The sequence below is a fragment of the Bradyrhizobium sp. AZCC 1588 genome, assembly GCF_036924735.1.
Classification (GTDB): domain Bacteria; phylum Pseudomonadota; class Alphaproteobacteria; order Rhizobiales; family Xanthobacteraceae; genus Bradyrhizobium.
Window position 1 is genome coordinate 540156 of record NZ_JAZHSC010000001.1, and the last position, 15713, is coordinate 555868.

Below are 15713 nucleotides of genomic sequence, written 5' to 3' on the forward strand. Positions count from 1 at the left end.
GTTTCCAGTTGGTGAATGAAGGGTTTGTAAGGTGGGCAAAGCGCAAGCGTGCCCACCATGCATCGGCGAACCGGAGAGATGGTGGGCGCGGCGCAAGTGCACCTTTGCCCACCCTACGATCGCCGCGCCGCCTCCAGCGCTTGCGGCGTGTCGATGTCGAGGAAGGCGCTGTTTCCCTCGACCGGAACTTCGGCCACGGCCTCGGTGTGCTTCGCGACCAAGTGGCGGGCGCCGACGTCGCCTTCCAGCGTCATCAGCTCCTTGAAGAAGCGGCGCGACCACAGCACGGGATTGCCGCGGCGGCCATCGCTGACGGGGACGGCGATCAGGTGGCCGCGATCCGGCGCAAACGTCTCGATCAAGCGGTCGATCAGCTTCGCATCAATCAGCGGCATATCGCCGAGGCAGACGACGGCACCGTCGGCGCTGTCGGGCACCGCGGCGATGCCGGCCTTCACCGATGAGGCCAGCCCGCCGGCGAAATCCGGGTTGCGGACGAACTTTACATTGAGGCCTGCCAAGGCCTGCTCGACCAATTCGGCCTGGTGGCCGGTAACGACGATCACATCCGTTGCCTTCGAGGCCAGCGCCTGTTCGGCGACGATGCGCACCAGCTTCTTGCCCTCGATTTCGGCCAAGAGCTTGTTGGGGCCCCCCATGCGGGTCGAGCGGCCGGCGGCAAGCACGATGGCCGTGACGTTGCGGTTGGCCTCGGTATCGGCAACCGTGCGCGGCTGCGGCCTTGTCACGATTTCCATCAACAGGCCGCCGACGCCGAGGCCGGTGATCTCGGCGCGCGTGACCTTCAGCCCGGCGAGAAGCCGCATCAGCACCCAGTCAAAGCCGTTCTCGACCGGCGAGCGCGCGCAGCCCGGCGCGCCCAACACCGGCACGCCGCCGGCGCTGCCGATCAGGAGCAGATTGCCGGGGTCGACCGGCATGCCGAAATGCTCGATAGCGCCGCCGATTTCGCTGATCGCGGCCGGGATCACGTCGCGGCGGTCGGCGATTGCGGAGGCGCCGAACACGATGACGAGCTCGGCGCCGAGGGCGAGCAATTCCTTGATCGAGGACGCCAGTGTCGCCTCATCGTGCGGAACGCGCCGCTCGGCGATGATGCTGGCACCGGCCGGGGCCAGTCGCTCCGCCGTCACCCGCAAGGTCTTGTCGATGATTTTTGGCGAGAGTCCCGGCAGCATGGTCGAGACCACGCCGACGCGCTTGATGACATAAGGCGCAATTCGCAGCACGTCGCGGCCTGCAGCGGCCACGGCCGCGTCGCGCAGCTTCGCCTCGACGCCGAACGGAATGAGTTTTACGGTGGCGATCATCTCGCCTTCGACCACCGGCTTGAAGGCGGACAGCGTCGCAAAGGTGATGGCTTCGTCGACGCCGTTGATACGGTCAACCGCCGCGCGGTCGACCACCAGCACACCGGCTTGCGCCGCAAACAGATTGGCGCGGCCGGTAAAGGCGCGCTCGACATTGACGCCCTCGCCCGCAACCGCCTGCGCGATGCTGGCGGCGGCTTCGTCTTCGGAGACGTCGCCCTCCTCCAGCCGCACCACGACGATTTCCTTGACGCCTGCCTTGTCGAGCGCCTCGACCTCGGCAGGCCCGATCGTGGTGCCTTTCTTCAGCACCAGCGAACCCTGCCGCAGCGTGTGCACGGTGACGCCGCCAATCGCATCGGCCGGACTGGCGGGACCGAACTTCATGCCGCCTGCACCTTCGCGGTTTCTTTCGGCAGCCGCAGCTCGGCGGTGATCTCGGCCATGATCGCGACCGCGATCTCCGACGGCGACACCGCGCCGATCGAAAGGCCGATCGGCGCGTGGATGCGCGCGATATCGGCGTCGGATGCGCCCTGCGCCTTCAGCCGCTCGGCGCGCTTGGCGTGGGTCTTTCGCGAGCCAAGTGCGCCGATATAGAAGCAGTCGCGCTCGAACGCGTGCAGCAGTGCCGGGTCGTCGATCTTCGGATCATGCGTCAGCGCGACAAACGCCGTGTAGTGGTCGATATTGAGCGGCGGCAGCGCCACATCAGCCCATTCCGCGATCAGCGGCACATCGGGAAACCGCTCGGGGCTTGCGAACGCCGTGCGCGGATCGACCACCGTGACGTCGTAGTCGAGCGAACGCGCGAGCGGCGCCAGCGCCTGGCTGATATGGACTGCGCCGACAATAACAAGCCGTGCGGTCGGCGCATGAACGTTGAGAAACAGCTTCTTGCCGCCGGACTCGACCATGCCGCTCTTGCCCATGCGAAGCTGCTTTGAAAGCTCGGCGCTCAAGGGATCGGTGGCGATGTCCTTGGCTTTCACCAGCCGCTGGTCGCCATTGGAGACATCGGTGACGACGATGACCGGTCGGCGCGCGGCGCGCTCGGCATTGACCTGAGTGAGGGTTTCCAGCTTCACGATTGGCCAACCTTCTCGACGAAGACGCGGATGGTGCCGCCGCAGGACAGGCCGACATTCCAGGCGGTCTCGTCGGCGACGCCGAATTCCAGCATTTTTGGCTTGCCGCTGGCGATCACGTCGAGCGCTTCGGTGACGACGGCGCCTTCGACGCAGCCGCCGGAAACCGAGCCTAAAAACGTGCCGTCGTCGTTGATGACGAGGCTGGAGCCGGCCGGGCGCGGCGCCGAGCCCCAGGTCTCGACCACGGTCGCCAGCGCCACGCCGTGACCGGCCTTCTGCCAGTTTTCGGCGGCCTGCAGAATGTCTTCGTCGCGATTGAGCATTTGATGCCCTTTCAAGCTGCTGAGCGGATGCGGCTCATGTGGTGCGGCGGGGGCGGCGCCGAAAGCGCCTCGATCAGCCCTTCCATCGACGTCAAGTTATGCACCGGGCGGAATTCGTCAACGTGCGGCAGCATCATTTTGATGCCCTGCGCCTTGGCCTCGAATCCGCCAAAGCGCAATAACGGGTTGAGCCAGATCAGGCGGCGGCAGGAGCGGTGCAGCCGGTCCATCTCGAAGGCGAGCTTGGCATCCGCCTCGCGCTCCAGCCCGTCGGAGATCAAGAGCACGATGGCGCCCTGCCCGAGCACGCGGCGACCCCACAATTTGTTGAAAGAGTGCAGCGAGGTGGCGATGCGGGTGCCGCCGGCCCAGTCTTCCACCGAAGACGAACAGCTCGCCAAGGCTTCGTCTGGATCACGCGCCCGCAGCGCCCGCGTCACGTTGGTGAGCCGCGTGCCGAACAGGAACACCGAGACGCGCTTGCGTGCGTCGGTGATGGCATGGAGGAAATGCAGGAACAGGCGGGTGTATTCGCTCATGGAGCCGGATATATCGAGCAGCGCCACGATCGGTGCCGGCTTTTCGATCCGGCCGAGCTTTCTGATATCGATGATCTCGCCGCCGGTGCGCAAGGAGCTGCGCAAGGTTCGGCGCATGTCGAGCCGCAGGCCTTTTGCATCGGGCCGATAGCGGCGGGTGCGCAGCTCGGCCTGCGGCAGCTTCATATTGGCAATGGCGCGGGTCACTTCCGCGATCTCGGCCGCGCTCATCTGGGCAAAGTCCTTCTTCTGCAGGATCTCCTTGTCGGAGACCGACAGCTTCAGTTCCTGCTGCTGCTCGTGCTGAGCCTCTTCGCGCGTCGAGGGCTGCGCCAACGCCTCCTGCACGCGGCGCGAGGCCGGCGGCGGCTTCTTTTTGGCGTGATCGGGCAACGGCACCGAATCCAGCATGTGCTTCCAATCCTCGGCGGCGCGGAAGAACAGATCGAAGGCCTGCGCGAAGATCAGCATATGCTCGTGGCGCTTGACGAAGATCGCCTCCAGCGTGGCGTAGACATCGGCGCGGTTGCCGATCTCGATCGCCTGCAGCGCGTTGAGGGCGTCGATCACCGCGCCGGGACCCACGGGAATGCCGGCGGCGCGCAGTGCGCGGGCGAAGCCGACGACGTTGTCGGCCATGTACCCGGTCGGGGGATTGAGGTGGTCGATGGTGGTCATGGTCAACCCGGTTTCCACTCTCGTCATTCCGGGATGGTCCGCAGGACCAGACCCGGAATCTCGAGATTCCGGGTTCGCACTGCGTGCGCCCCGGAATGACGACAGCTATGTCTCGCTCGTCGCGTCCTTCAGAACCCTTTGCAGCGTATCGCCCTGCATGCGCGCGATGTCGTCCTGATACTTCAACAGCGCGCCGAGCGTATCGCCGACCAGTTGCGGCGTCAGCGAGCGGGCGTCGAGCTCGGTCAGTGCAGTCGCCCAGTCGATGGTCTCGGCAACGCCCGGCGACTTGTAAAAATCCTGGTCGCGCAGCGCCTGCACGAAACGGACGACCTGCTGCGACAGCTTTGCGGAAATGCCTGGTACGCGCGACTTGACGATCGCCAGCTCGCGCTCGGCTTCGGGGTAATCCACCCAATGATAGAGACAGCGGCGCTTCAGCGCGTCGTGGATCTCGCGGGTGCGGTTCGAGGTGATGATGACAATCGGCGGATGCGGCGCCCTGATGGTGCCGAATTCGGGGATCGTGACCTGGAAGTCACTGAGGATTTCCAGAAGATATGCCTCGAACGCCTCGTCGGCGCGGTCAAGTTCGTCGATCAGCAGCACCGGCGCGCCGGCAACGTCCGGCTCCAGCGCCTGCAGCAGCGGACGCTTGATCAGAAAGCGCTCGGCAAAGATATCCGACGACAACTGCTCGCGATCGGTATCGCCGGCTGCTTCAGCAAGCCGGATCGCGATCATCTGCGCCGCACTGCTCCACTCGTAGACCGCGGAGGCGACGTCGAGGCCTTCGTAGCATTGCAGGCGGATCAGCTTTCGTCCGAGCGCGGCCGACAGAACCTTTGCGATTTCGGTCTTGCCGACGCCGGCTTCGCCTTCGAGAAACAGCGGCCGGCCCATGCGCAGCGACAGATAGGCGACCGTCGCCAGCGACCGCTCCGCGAGATAGCCGCGCGAGGTCAATAGCTCCAGCATCCCATCGACGGATTTGGGTAGCGCCGATGCACTCATGGCAAAACCAGTCTTGATGGGCCGCGAACCGGCAAACTCACTTCGCCGTCGCGGCTTCGACGGCGCGGCGCGTCAGCACGCCGATCAGGTGCGCACGATATTCAGCGCTGCCGTGTAGATCGCTGTTCAGCCCTTCCGGCGATGCCGAAATGCCGTCGAGCACCTTGTGCGAAAAACGCTTCTTCAGCGCTTCCTCAAACTGGGTGGCGCGGAATACGCCCTCCGAGCCCGCGCCGGTGACGGCAACGCGCACGTCCGACGGCCGCTTGGCAACGAACACGCCGACCAACGCATAACGCGAGGCCTGGTTGCGGAATTTGACGTAAGCCGCCTTCTTCGGCAGCGGGAACATCACCTTGGTGATGATCTCGTCGCTTTCGAGCGCCGTCGTGAACAGGCCCTGGAAGAATTCTTCCGCCTTCAGCCGGCGCTTGTTGGTGACGATGGTGGCGCCAAGCGCGAGAACGGCGGCGGGATAATCCGCCGTCGGGTCGTTATTGGCGAGCGAGCCGCCGAGCGTGCCCTTGTGACGCACTGCGGGATCGCCGATTCCGCCCGCGAGTTCGGCAAGCGCCGGAATGGCTTCGCCGACGATCGGCGACGTCGCGACATCGTCATGCTTGGCGGTCGCGCCGATCACCAGCGAACGGCCCTTCATCTCGATCGTATCGAGCCCTTCGATGTGCGAGAGATCGACCAGATGCGGCGGGCTGGCAAGCCGCTGCTTCATGACCGGCACCAGCGTGTGGCCCCCGGCGATCACCTTGGCGTCTTCGTTCTTCACCAGGAGATTGGCGGCCTGCCGCACGGTCGCCGGCCGATGATATTTGAATTCGTACATGAGAACTTCCTGATCGCTACTCGCGATGAAATCGATTGGGCGAACTTGTCGATTGAGCGGGCATGTCGGTTAAGCGGATTTGGCCATTGCCTTGGCGCCGGCGGCGATCGAGGTCACGATATTCTGATAGCCGGTGCAGCGGCACAGATTGCCTTCGAGCTCTTCGCGGATGACATGGTCCGAAAGGTCGTGGCCCTTGCGGTTGACCAGATCGACCGCGGTCATGATCATGCCGGGCGTGCAAAAGCCGCACTGCAATCCGTGATGCTCGCGAAAAGCTTCCTGCATCGGGTGCAGCGGCGCGCCGTCGGGCGCCAGGCCCTCGATGGTCTTGACCTCATGGCCGTCAGCCATCACCGCGAGCGTGGTGCAGGACTTGACCGCCTTGCCGTCGAGGTGCACGACGCAGGCGCCGCACTGCGACGTGTCGCAGCCGACATGGGTGCCCGTCAGCCGGAGATTTTCCCGCAGAAACTGGACCAGAAGGGTACGGGGATCGACGTTGGCGTTTACGGGATTACCGTTCACGATCAGGGAAATCTTGGCCATCACCACTCTCTTGGGCCGCACCGCCGGGGCCGGCAACGCAGGCGTTTATACTCATTCCAAAGCCCATAATATGGGCCATCCCGATAATGAGCAACCTCAGGAGCCCCTCTTCTGGGGCATGGCCTGAGTGACTTGACGGGGCTATCGGAGGGGGCTCGCGGGATCGGACTCGCCAGAATCAGCCTCGCCAGAATCAGCCCTGCACGGCCTTGCCGAAATTGGTGAAGAATTCGTCGGCCAGCTTCTTGGCCGCGCCGTTGATCAGGCGCTGTCCGAGCTGGGCCAGCTTGCCGCCGATCTGCGCTTCGACGTTGTAGCTCAAGAGTGTGCCGCCATCCTTTTCGGTCAGCGCCACCGTGGCGCCGCCCTTGGCGAAGCCGGCAACGCCGCCCTCGCCTTCGCCCGTGATCTTGTAGCCGTTGGGCGGGTCGAGATCGCTCAGCATGACCTTGCCCTTGAAGCGGGCGGAGACCGGCCCGACCTTCATTTTGGCGACGGCGCGGAAGCTGGTTTCATCAGTCTTTTCCAGCTCCTCGCAGCCGGGGATGCAGGCCTTCAGCACTTCCGGATCGTTCAGTTTGGCCCACACGGCCTCGCGCGACGCCGCAAGCTGGACTTCGCCGTTCATCGTCATGGCCATGGGGTGCCCTCCTGGATCGCGTCAACCTGATAGTCCCCAAGTAAAGCACGCCCGGGCCAAAAGGAAGGCCGCCGACGCGATGGGCGATGCATATTCGCAACCGCAGCAGGCGCGAACCCGACAAGGGGCATTGGCATTGACTGGCCGGAATGGTTAGGTCGCGTCAATGAGCACGTCCCTCTCCCCCTTGCTTGCCCCGATGCTGTCGAGCGCAGCGATGCGCGCCGTCTGCGACGACATGGCGAGCCTGCAAAACATGCTGGATTTCGAGGCCGCGCTGGCGCGCGCCGAGGCTGCAGCCGGGGTGATTCCGGCAAGCGCGGCCGACCCGATTACCAGCGCGTGCCGGGCCGAATCATTCGACATCGCCGCATTGGCCGAGGCGGCGACCAAGGCTGGCAACCTCGCCATCCCTCTCGTCAAGGCGCTGACCGCAAATGTCGCCAGATCGGATGCCGCGGCTGCACGCTTTGTGCATTGGGGCGCGACCAGCCAGGACGTCATCGATACCGCCGTCATGCTCGGCCTTCGTGCCGGCATCGATGCGCTGCTCGCCGACATCGATTGCGCGATCGCAGGCTTTGCCGGGCTGGCGCGTCAGCACCGCCACACGCCGGTCGTCGCCCGCACCTGGCTGCAGCATGCGCTGCCGATGCCGTTCGGACTGAAGCTCGCCGAATATGCAGCTGCATTGCACCGCTCGAAGCTGCGGCTGCAGCGCGTGCGCAGCGAGGCGCTGGCCCTGCAATTCGGCGGCGCCGCCGGCACGCTCGCGGCCCTCGGTGACAAGGGTTTAGCGGTCGCGGAAAAACTGGCCGAGGAACTGAAGCTGCCACTGCCGGACGCGCCCTGGCATACCCACCGTGACCGCATCGCCGAAGCGGCTTCAGTATTGGCCATCATCGCCGGCACCTGCGGCAAGATCGCGCGCGACGTGTCGCTGATGATGCAGACCGATGTCGGCGAAGCGTTCGAGCCCTCGGGCGAAGGCCGCGGCGGCTCTTCCACCATGCCGCACAAGCGCAATCCGGTGGCGGCAGCCAGCGCGCTCGCGGCAGCCACTATGGCGCCCAATCTCGCAGCGACGATATTTGCTGCGCAAGTGCAGGATCACGAGCGCAGCGCCGGTCCGTGGCACGCGGAATGGCCGACGCTGCCGACGCTGCTGCTGGTCACCTCGCGCGCGCTGGCGGCCATTGTGGATATCGCGGAGGGGCTCGAAGTCGACGCTGCGCGCATGCGCGCCAATCTCGACGCGACCGACGGGCTGATCATGGCCGAAGCGGTGGCGATGGCATTGGCCGAAAAGATCGGCAAGAGCGACGCGCACCATCTGCTCGAGGCGGCCAGCAGGAAGGCAGTCAAGGACAAGAAACATCTACGCGATGTGCTGCTAGAGGATGCGAACGTCACCGCACAGCTTGATGCCGACGCGATTGCAAAACTGTTCGAGCCGATGGCCTATCAGGGCGCCTCGCAAGCCCTGATCGACCGCCTGCTCGCCTCGCTTCACGACAAGTAAGAGACCGGAGACCTCCCATGCCGATGATCAACGCCGACGGTTGCCTGCTCAACGTATCCGTCGAAGGCCGCGACGGCGGACCGACGCTGATGCTGTCGAATTCGCTGGGCTCGACCATGCAGATGTGGGAGCCGCAGATGAAGGCGCTCACCCAGGTGTTCCGCGTCATCCGCTACGACCGGCGCGGCCATGGCAAGTCGGGCGTGCCGCCCGGGCCCTACTCGCTGGAACGCTTCGGCCGCGACGTGCTGGCGATCCTCGACGATCTCAACATCGCGCGGACGCATTGGTGCGGCCTGTCGATGGGCGGCATGGTCGGGCAATGGCTGGGCGCCAACGCGCCTGACAGGTTCGGCAAGATTATTCTGTCCAATACCACCTGCTATTACCCAGACCCAACGCGCTGGCACGAGCGCATCAAGGCGGTGAAGGAAGGCGGCATCGCCGCGGTGGCCGATACCGTCATTGCCGGCTGGCTGACGGCGGACTTTCGTGAGCGCGAGCCGCAGATCACCGCCAACATGAAGGCAATGATGCTGACCACGCCGGTCGAGGGCTATATCGCCTGCTGCGAGGCGCTGTCGACGCTCGACCAGCGCGAGCTCTTGCCGAAGATCAAGAGCCCGACGCTGGTGATCGCCGGCCGCCATGATATGTCGACGACGGTCGCAGATGCCGAATTCATGCGCAGCCGGATTCCCGGCGCGAACATGACGCTGCTCGATGCCGCGCATATTTCGAACGTCGAGCAGCCGCACGCCTTCACCGACGCGGTGATCGGTTTCCTGACGCAACGGTAACTAACCAGAGACGTCATTGCGAGCGAAGCGAAGCAATCCATTTCACCGCTTGCGGATACGTGGATTGCTTCGTCGCTTCGCTCCTCGCAATGACGGGGAGAGATCTTACCATGGACGACAACCAACGCCGCGACGACGGCATGGCGCAGCGCCGCAAGGTGCTCGGCAATGAATGGGTCGACAAGTCGATCAAGAACCGCAACGCGTTCAATACCGACTTCCAGGACCTGATCACCCGCTATGCCTGGGGCGACATCTGGACCCGGCCGCATTTCGACCACCGCACCCGCCGCGTGCTCGTGATCGGCACCATGGTGGCGCTGGGACAGTGGGATGAATTCCGCCTGCATGTGCGCGCGGCGCTCGCCGAAGGCGGCTTCACGCCCGACGACATCAAGGAGATCCTGCTGCAGCAGGCGATCTATTGCGGCGTGCCGGCAGCCAACCACGCCGTCAAGGAGGCGAACGCGATCATCGCCGAACTAGGTTTGCTGAAGAGCTAGCCCGGCACTATCCCGTGTCCCGGACGCGGCGCGGCATGAAGTGGCGCGACGCAGAGCCGGGACCCAAGGCGGCTGCATCTGGGTCCCGGCTCTGCGGCGCACCGCCAAGGGCGCTGCGTCGCGTCCGGGACACGGAAACGCAACGCACAAAAAGAAAAGCCCCACCTTTTCGGCGGGGCCTTTTCTGTCTGCATGTGCCCTTCTACTCTGGCATCTGCCGTGGATCCTGACTGGGTTTCTGGCCCTGACGGCCCGGATCCTGCTGCTGCTGGCCCGGCTTCTGACCGCCGCCCTGCTGCTGCTGACCGGGCTTCTGACCCGGGTTCTGGTTCATCTTGCTCATCGAGGGATCTCCGTTGTTGAGACGTAGCCGGAACCAACGGAGAGCCGCGGCGTCGGTTGCAGCGGAACAGCGGTTCCGGTGGGATCATCGGAAGGCAACGCCGTGTCCGGACTGTGGCGCCGGAACCGCTGCGCAAAAAACTAGCTCTGTACAAGCCAAATAAGCCGCAGCCGGCGCTGTTGCCGCCCCCAGTTCCCACTGTTAGAAAATGCCACGACGCGCGTCATGGGCTGCCGGAGCTCTCGCCGCGTCCTCATACAAAAAACGGCAGCGCATGGATTATTTCGCCCAGCAACTGATCAACGGCCTCGTGCTCGGCTCGATCTACGGCCTGATCGCCATCGGCTACACCATGGTCTACGGCATCGTCGGCATGATCAATTTCGCCCATGGCGATATTTTCATGATCGGCGGCTTCATCGCCCTGATCACCTTCCTGATCCTGGTCTCGTTCGGGCTTACCGCCATCCCGCTCATCCTCTTGGTCGTGCTGCTGGTATCGATGGCGATCACGGCGCTCTATGGCTGGACGGTCGAGCGCATCGCCTACCGGCCGCTGCGGCACTCGTTCCGCCTGGCGCCGATGCTCTCCGCCATCGGTATGTCATTCGTGCTGACCAATTATTCGCAGGTCGCGCAGGGCGCGCGCGTCAAACCGGTGCCGCCGATCATCACCGGCGGCTATACCCTGCATGAGGGTTCTGAAGGCTTTGTCGTGCAGCTTTCCAACATCCAGATCATCGTCGTCGTCACCACCATCGTGCTGCTCGCGCTGTTCACCTGGCTGGTATCGAGCACCCGGCTCGGCCGCGACATGCGCGCCTGCGAACAGGACCAGACCATGGCCTCCCTGCTCGGCGTCGATGTCGACCGCACCATTTCCATGACATTCGTGATTGGCGCTGCGCTCGCTGCAGTGGCCGGCATGATGTACCTGCTCTATTACGGGCTGGTCGATTTCTTCATGGGCTTCGTCGCCGGCATCAAGGCATTCACCGCGGCCGTGCTCGGCGGCATCGGCTCGCTGCCCGGGGCGATGCTCGGCGGTCTCCTGATCGGCCTGATCGAGACGCTGTGGTCGGCCTACTTCTCGGTCGAATACAAGGACGTCGCCGCGTTCTCGATCCTGATCGTGGTCCTGATCTTCCTTCCGACCGGCCTGCTCGGCCGGCCTGAAGTTGAAAAAGTCTGATGGGCCGCAGCGTGAGCGCACCCCCCGCCGCCCAAACCTCGCACGCTCCAGGCGCCGCCTTCATCCTCAAGAAAGCGCTGATCAGCGCATTTGTGGCGCTGGTGCTGTTTTCGCTGATGATCGGCGTGCGCACCGAGGCCGGCCCGCAAGGGCAATTGGTCTACTGGACGCGCTTCGACGACCTCGCCGTCATGGTCGCGGCCGTATTCGGCGGCAGCATCCTCGTCGAGCTGCTGCGGCGTTGGTGGGGACCGGTCGACACCGTCAGGGTGGTGCCACCTTCGGTGCAAAGCGCGCTGTCGCTTGCCGGACGCCTGATCGCGCCGGTGCTGCTGGTGTTCACGTTCCTGGTGCCGGTCCTCTTCTACGATGAGCGCTACATTCTCGACCTTGCCATCCTCGTGCTGACCTATGTGATGCTAGGCTGGGGGCTGAACGTGGTGGTCGGGCTCGCTGGCCTGCTCGACCTCGGCTACGTCGCGTTCTATGCGGTCGGCGCCTATTCCTATGCGTTGCTCGCCACCAATTTCGGGCTGTCGTTCTGGATCTGCCTGCCGCTGGCCGGCATTCTCGCCGCCTTCTGGGGCGTGCTGCTGGGCTTTCCCGTGCTGCGGCTGCGTGGCGACTATCTCGCCATCGTCACCCTGGCCTTCGGCGAGATCATCCGCCTCGTCCTGATCAACTGGCAGACCCTAACCGGCGGGCCGAACGGCGTCACCGGCATTCCCCGCCCGACCCTGTTCGGCATTCCGCTGACGCCGGCCGATGACGGGCTGGCGGCCCTGCTCGGCATCGAATTCTCGCCGACGCACCGCATCGTATTTCTGTTCTACATTATCCTGGCGCTGGCGCTGCTCACCAATTGGGTCACGATCCGCCTGCGCCGCCTGCCCCTCGGCCGCGCCTGGGAGGCGCTGCGCGAGGACGAAGTCGCCTGCCGCGCGCTCGGCATCAACACCACCACGACCAAGCTGACCGCGTTCGCGACGGGGGCGATGTTCGGCGGTTTTGCCGGCGCGTTCTTTGCTACAAGACAAGGCTTCATCAGCCCGGAATCCTTCACCTTCCATGAATCGGCATTGGTGCTGGCGATCGTGGTGCTGGGCGGCATGGGCTCGCAACTCGGCGTAGCCCTGGCGGCGCTCGCCATGATCGGCGGCTTCGAGCTGTTTCGCGGGCTCGACCAGTACCGCATGCTGGTGTTCGGCATGGCGATGGTGCTGTTGATGATCTGGCGGCCGCGCGGCCTGATCGGACATCGCGCGCCGACCGTGTTCCTCAAGCGCAGCCAGGCGATCTCGTCCGACCTCGTCAAGGAGGGACACGGATGAGCGGCGATCCGATTCTCTCCGTCGATCGCCTGTCGATGCGCTTTGGCGGCATCGTCGCCGTCAACGACCTCTCCTTCGACGCCGAGCGGCGCAAGATCACCGCGCTGATCGGGCCGAACGGCGCCGGCAAGACCACGGTGTTCAACTGCATCACCGGCTTCTACAAGCCGACCTCGGGCGCCATTGGCCTTACCCATGATGATGGCCGCGCCATCCGGCTCGAGCGGCTGAACGATTTCCGGATTGCCAAACTGGCCAAGGTCGCGCGCACCTTTCAGAACATCCGGCTGTTTCCCGGGATGACAGCGCTGGAAAACCTGATGGTCGCACAGCACAACGCGCTGATGCGCGCCTCCGGGTTGACGTTCCTTGGCTTGATCGGCGCGCCGTCCTGGCGCCACGCCGAACAGGCCGCGATCGATCTGGCGCGGACCTGGCTCGACCGCATCGGTCTTCTGGATCGCGCCGACGACGCCGCCGGCAACCTGCCTTATGGCGACCAGCGGCGCCTGGAGATCGCGCGCGCGATGTGCACCCAGCCCGCCCTGCTCTGCCTCGACGAGCCCGCGGCGGGACTGAATGCGCGCGAAAGCGCTGCATTGAGCGAATTGCTGCTCTCGATCCGTGCCGACCAGGGCACCTCGATACTTCTCATCGAGCACGACATGAGCGTGGTGATGCAAATCTCCGACCACGTCGTGGTGATGGACCATGGCGTCAAGATCGCCGAAGGCACGCCGCGGCATATTCGCGACGATCCCAAGGTGATCGCGGCCTATCTCGGCGCCGACGAGGAGGAAGCCATCGCGGTGATGGAGAGCGGGACGTGAGCGTGTCACCCGCAACTCCCCTGCTCGCGATCCGCTCGCTGCGGGCGGCCTACGGCAAGATCGAGGCGCTGAAGGGCGTCGACCTCGACATCAATGCCGGCGAAATCGTCGCGCTGATCGGCGCCAACGGTGCCGGCAAGTCGACGCTGATGATGACGATCTTCGGCCGGCCCCGCGCCCGCGCGGGCCGCATCGAATTCGACGGCCGGGACATCACCGACGTTCCGACGCATGAGATTGCGCGGCTGCGCATCGCCCAATCCCCCGAGGGCCGGCGGATTTTCCCGCGCATGAGCGTGGCGGAAAACCTGCAGATGGGCGCTGACGCGACCGACAGCAGCGAGGCCGACCGGGCGAGCGGCCTGGAACGCGTCTTCGCACTGTTCCCGCGGCTCAAGGAACGCATGACCCAGCGCGGCGGCACGCTGTCCGGCGGCGAGCAGCAGATGCTGGCGATCGGCCGTGCCCTGATGAGCCGGCCGCGCCTGTTGATGCTGGACGAGCCGTCGCTGGGGCTGGCCCCCCTGATCGCGCGGCAGATTTTCGATGCGATCCGGACCCTGAACCGGCAGGACGGCCTGACCGTGCTGATCGTCGAGCAGAACGCCAACCACGCGCTGAAACTGGCCCATCGCGGCTATGTCATGGTCAACGGCCTGATTACGCTGTCCGGAACCGGCAGCGAATTGCTGCAGCGCCCGGAAATCCGCGCCGCCTATCTGGAGGGCGGCCGGCGGGAGTAACGCTCCGAGTGCGTTCCCCGGATGCTGCGCAGCGCCATAAGCGCGTTTACGCGCGTCTTCGACGCGCTATGGCGGTGCGCTGCTGATCCGGGGTCCATCCCTAACAGGTCCCGGCTCTGCGGAGCAGCGCTGAAGGGCGCTGCACCGCGTCCGGGACACGAAGTGCGGCAAGATGCTGCGAACGGACCGTGGATTTGCCCGAAAATTGCCGATGACTTCGCCGTAAAATCAGCCGACAATAGGCGTGATTTTGGCACCCGGCCTGCCGGGTGCTTCCTGAAATCGACTGACCTGCGAGGACACCTCATGAAATCACTGAAACTCATCGGCCTGGCATTGGGCGCATCGCTGGCGCTATCGACAACGGCACTGGCGCAGGACATCTCCATCGCAGTGGCGGGCCCGATGACGGGCGGCGAATCCGCATTCGGCCGACAGATGAAGAACGGCGCCGAACAGGCGGTGGCCGACATCAATGCCGCCGGCGGCGTGCTCGGCAAGAAGCTGGCGCTGCAGGTCGGCGACGATGCCTGCGACCCGAAGCAGGCGCGCTCGATCGCGGAAAAATTCGCCAGCGCAAAAATCCCGTTCGTTGCCGGTCACTTCTGCTCGTCGTCGTCGATCCCGGCGTCGGAAGCCTATGCCGACGGCAACGTGCTGCAGATCACGCCGGCCTCGACCAACCCGCTGTTCACCGAGCGCAAGCTCTGGAACGTGGCGCGTGTCTGCGGCCGCGACGACCAGCAGGGCCTGGTTGCCGCCGACTACATCGTCAAGAACTACAAGGGCAAGAACGTCGCCATCCTCAACGACAAGACCACCTACGGCAAGGGCCTTGCCGACGAAACCAAGAAGGCGCTCAACAAGGCCGGCGTCACCGAGAAGATGTTCGAGTCCTACAACAAGGGCGACAAGGATTTTAACGCGATCGTGTCGCGCCTGAAGCGCGACAGTATCGATCTGGTCTTTGTCGGCGGTTACCACCAGGAATCCGGCCTGATCCTGCGTCAGATGCGCGACCAGGGCCTCAAGACAGTGTTGATGGCGGGCGACGCCTTGAACGACAAGGAGTTCGCTTCGATCGCAGGTCCCGCCGCCGAAGGCACGCTGTTCACCTTCGGTCCCGACCCGCGCAACAAGGCGACCGCCAAGGCGATCGTCGAGAAGTTCAAGGGCAAGAACATCGATCCCGAAGGCTACACCCTCTACACCTACGCCGCGATGCAGGTCTGGTCGCAGGCCGTGACGAAGGCCAAGACCACCGATCCGAAGAAGGTGATGGAGACCATCAAGGCCGGCGAATGGGATACCGTGCTCGGCAAGCTGGGCTTCGATGCCAAGGGTGACATCAAGGTGATCGACTACGTCGTCTACAAATGGGACGCCAAGGGCAACTACGCCGAGATCAATCCGAAGGGCTCCTGATCCCTTCGACGATCAGCA

At 64.6% G+C, this 15713-nt stretch carries 17 protein-coding genes; 8 read left to right on the forward strand and 9 right to left on the reverse strand.

The window, feature by feature from the left end; genetic code table 11:
• Positions 1-113 precede the first annotated feature (113 nt).
• From V1277_RS02630 to V1277_RS02665, 8 genes are all read right to left on the reverse strand, one after another.
• Positions 114-1718, reverse strand: coding sequence for a molybdopterin-binding/glycosyltransferase family 2 protein (locus V1277_RS02630; protein ID WP_334414896.1), 1605 nt, complete (start codon positions 1716-1718; stop codon positions 114-116).
• A complete protein-coding gene (locus V1277_RS02635; RefSeq protein WP_334414897.1) occupies positions 1715-2419 on the reverse strand; it encodes an XdhC family protein in 705 nt (234 codons plus the stop codon). The genes V1277_RS02630 and V1277_RS02635 overlap by 4 nt, the downstream gene beginning before the upstream one ends.
• The gene (locus V1277_RS02640; RefSeq protein WP_025589337.1) at positions 2416-2745 is read right to left on the reverse strand and encodes an XdhC family protein; all 330 of its coding nucleotides are present in this window, start codon (positions 2743-2745) and stop codon (positions 2416-2418) included. Before V1277_RS02640 ends, V1277_RS02635 begins: the two co-directional genes overlap by 4 nt.
• Before the next feature lie 11 nt (positions 2746-2756).
• On the reverse strand, positions 2757-3989 hold the full coding sequence (locus V1277_RS02645) for a vWA domain-containing protein (RefSeq protein WP_442894441.1): 1233 nt from the start codon (positions 3987-3989) through the stop codon (positions 2757-2759).
• Positions 3990-4067: 78 nt separating this feature from the next.
• Positions 4068-4976 carry an AAA family ATPase gene (locus V1277_RS02650; protein ID WP_334414898.1) on the reverse strand — a complete coding sequence of 303 codons (909 nt, stop codon included), beginning with the start codon at positions 4974-4976 and terminating at the stop codon, positions 4068-4070.
• 37 nt (positions 4977-5013) lie between these two features.
• Positions 5014-5817 (reverse strand): FAD binding domain-containing protein, encoded by an 804-nt coding sequence (locus V1277_RS02655; RefSeq protein WP_334414899.1) that lies wholly within the window; start codon positions 5815-5817, stop codon positions 5014-5016.
• A 69-nt stretch (positions 5818-5886) separates the two neighbouring features.
• Complete coding sequence (locus V1277_RS02660; RefSeq protein WP_028349934.1) at positions 5887-6366, reverse strand: (2Fe-2S)-binding protein; 480 nt, start codon at positions 6364-6366, stop codon at positions 5887-5889.
• 193 nt (positions 6367-6559) lie between these two features.
• Entirely contained in the window at positions 6560-7006 is a 447-nt protein-coding gene (locus V1277_RS02665) for an SRPBCC family protein (RefSeq protein WP_334414900.1), read from the reverse strand.
• 166 nt (positions 7007-7172) lie between these two features.
• On the opposite strand from V1277_RS02665, the gene V1277_RS02670 reads away from it, so the two are divergent.
• From V1277_RS02670 to V1277_RS02680, 3 genes are all read left to right on the forward strand, one after another.
• Positions 7173-8528, forward strand: coding sequence for a 3-carboxy-cis,cis-muconate cycloisomerase (locus V1277_RS02670; protein WP_334414901.1), 1356 nt, complete (start codon positions 7173-7175; stop codon positions 8526-8528).
• Positions 8529-8545: 17 nt separating this feature from the next.
• Positions 8546-9328: a 3-oxoadipate enol-lactonase gene (pcaD, locus tag V1277_RS02675; RefSeq protein ID WP_334414902.1), complete on the forward strand. Its 783-nt coding sequence runs from the start codon at positions 8546-8548 to the stop codon at positions 9326-9328.
• A 110-nt stretch (positions 9329-9438) separates the two neighbouring features.
• On the forward strand, positions 9439-9831 hold the full coding sequence (locus V1277_RS02680; RefSeq protein ID WP_334414903.1) for a carboxymuconolactone decarboxylase family protein: 393 nt from the start codon (positions 9439-9441) through the stop codon (positions 9829-9831).
• 202 nt (positions 9832-10033) lie between these two features.
• On the opposite strand, the gene V1277_RS02685 is transcribed toward V1277_RS02680, so the two are convergent.
• Entirely contained in the window at positions 10034-10174 is a 141-nt protein-coding gene (locus V1277_RS02685) for a hypothetical protein (RefSeq protein ID WP_334414904.1), read from the reverse strand.
• A gap of 274 nt (positions 10175-10448) precedes the next feature.
• Between V1277_RS02685 and V1277_RS02690 the strand changes: the two genes are divergently transcribed.
• From V1277_RS02690 to V1277_RS02710, 5 genes are all read left to right on the forward strand, one after another.
• Positions 10449-11366, forward strand: coding sequence for an ABC transporter permease subunit (locus V1277_RS02690; protein ID WP_028349939.1), 918 nt, complete (start codon positions 10449-10451; stop codon positions 11364-11366).
• Positions 11366-12697, forward strand: coding sequence for a high-affinity branched-chain amino acid ABC transporter permease LivM (gene livM, locus V1277_RS02695; protein ID WP_442894442.1), 1332 nt, complete (start codon positions 11366-11368; stop codon positions 12695-12697). Before V1277_RS02690 ends, livM begins: the two co-directional genes overlap by 1 nt.
• Complete coding sequence (locus tag V1277_RS02700) at positions 12694-13527, forward strand: ABC transporter ATP-binding protein (RefSeq protein ID WP_334414906.1); 834 nt, start codon at positions 12694-12696, stop codon at positions 13525-13527. Before livM ends, V1277_RS02700 begins: the two co-directional genes overlap by 4 nt.
• Positions 13528-13529: 2 nt before the next feature.
• The gene (locus V1277_RS02705) at positions 13530-14270 is read left to right on the forward strand and encodes an ABC transporter ATP-binding protein (RefSeq protein WP_334377100.1); all 741 of its coding nucleotides are present in this window, start codon (positions 13530-13532) and stop codon (positions 14268-14270) included.
• Between the two features lie 306 nt (positions 14271-14576).
• A complete protein-coding gene (locus V1277_RS02710) occupies positions 14577-15695 on the forward strand; it encodes a branched-chain amino acid ABC transporter substrate-binding protein (protein ID WP_334414907.1) in 1119 nt (372 codons plus the stop codon).
• Positions 15696-15713 lie beyond the last annotated feature (18 nt).

Excerpts from the sequence above, each read along its gene's own strand:
- V1277_RS02645 (WP_442894441.1), bottom strand. The coding sequence starts at position 3,989 with ATGACGAGAGTGGAAACCGGGTTGACCATGACCACCATCGACCACCTC.
- V1277_RS02640 (WP_025589337.1), bottom strand. The coding sequence starts at position 2,745 with ATGCTCAATCGCGACGAAGACATTCTGCAGGCCGCCGAAAACTGGCAG.
- V1277_RS02650 (WP_334414898.1), bottom strand. The coding sequence starts at position 4,976 with ATGAGTGCATCGGCGCTACCCAAATCCGTCGATGGGATGCTGGAGCTA.
- V1277_RS02700 (WP_334414906.1), top strand. The coding sequence starts at position 12,694 with ATGAGCGGCGATCCGATTCTCTCCGTCGATCGCCTGTCGATGCGCTTT.
- livM (WP_442894442.1), top strand. The coding sequence starts at position 11,366 with ATGGGCCGCAGCGTGAGCGCACCCCCCGCCGCCCAAACCTCGCACGCT.
- V1277_RS02710 (WP_334414907.1), top strand. The coding sequence starts at position 14,577 with ATGAAATCACTGAAACTCATCGGCCTGGCATTGGGCGCATCGCTGGCG.
- V1277_RS02670 (WP_334414901.1), top strand. The coding sequence starts at position 7,173 with ATGAGCACGTCCCTCTCCCCCTTGCTTGCCCCGATGCTGTCGAGCGCA.
- V1277_RS02690 (WP_028349939.1), top strand. The coding sequence starts at position 10,449 with ATGGATTATTTCGCCCAGCAACTGATCAACGGCCTCGTGCTCGGCTCG.
- V1277_RS02660 (WP_028349934.1), bottom strand. The coding sequence starts at position 6,366 with ATGGCCAAGATTTCCCTGATCGTGAACGGTAATCCCGTAAACGCCAAC.
- V1277_RS02630 (WP_334414896.1), bottom strand. The coding sequence starts at position 1,718 with ATGAAGTTCGGTCCCGCCAGTCCGGCCGATGCGATTGGCGGCGTCACC.
- V1277_RS02685 (WP_334414904.1), bottom strand. The coding sequence starts at position 10,174 with ATGAGCAAGATGAACCAGAACCCGGGTCAGAAGCCCGGTCAGCAGCAG.
- V1277_RS02680 (WP_334414903.1), top strand. The coding sequence starts at position 9,439 with ATGGACGACAACCAACGCCGCGACGACGGCATGGCGCAGCGCCGCAAG.
- V1277_RS02655 (WP_334414899.1), bottom strand. The coding sequence starts at position 5,817 with ATGTACGAATTCAAATATCATCGGCCGGCGACCGTGCGGCAGGCCGCC.
- V1277_RS02665 (WP_334414900.1), bottom strand. The coding sequence starts at position 7,006 with ATGGCCATGACGATGAACGGCGAAGTCCAGCTTGCGGCGTCGCGCGAG.
- pcaD (WP_334414902.1), top strand. The coding sequence starts at position 8,546 with ATGCCGATGATCAACGCCGACGGTTGCCTGCTCAACGTATCCGTCGAA.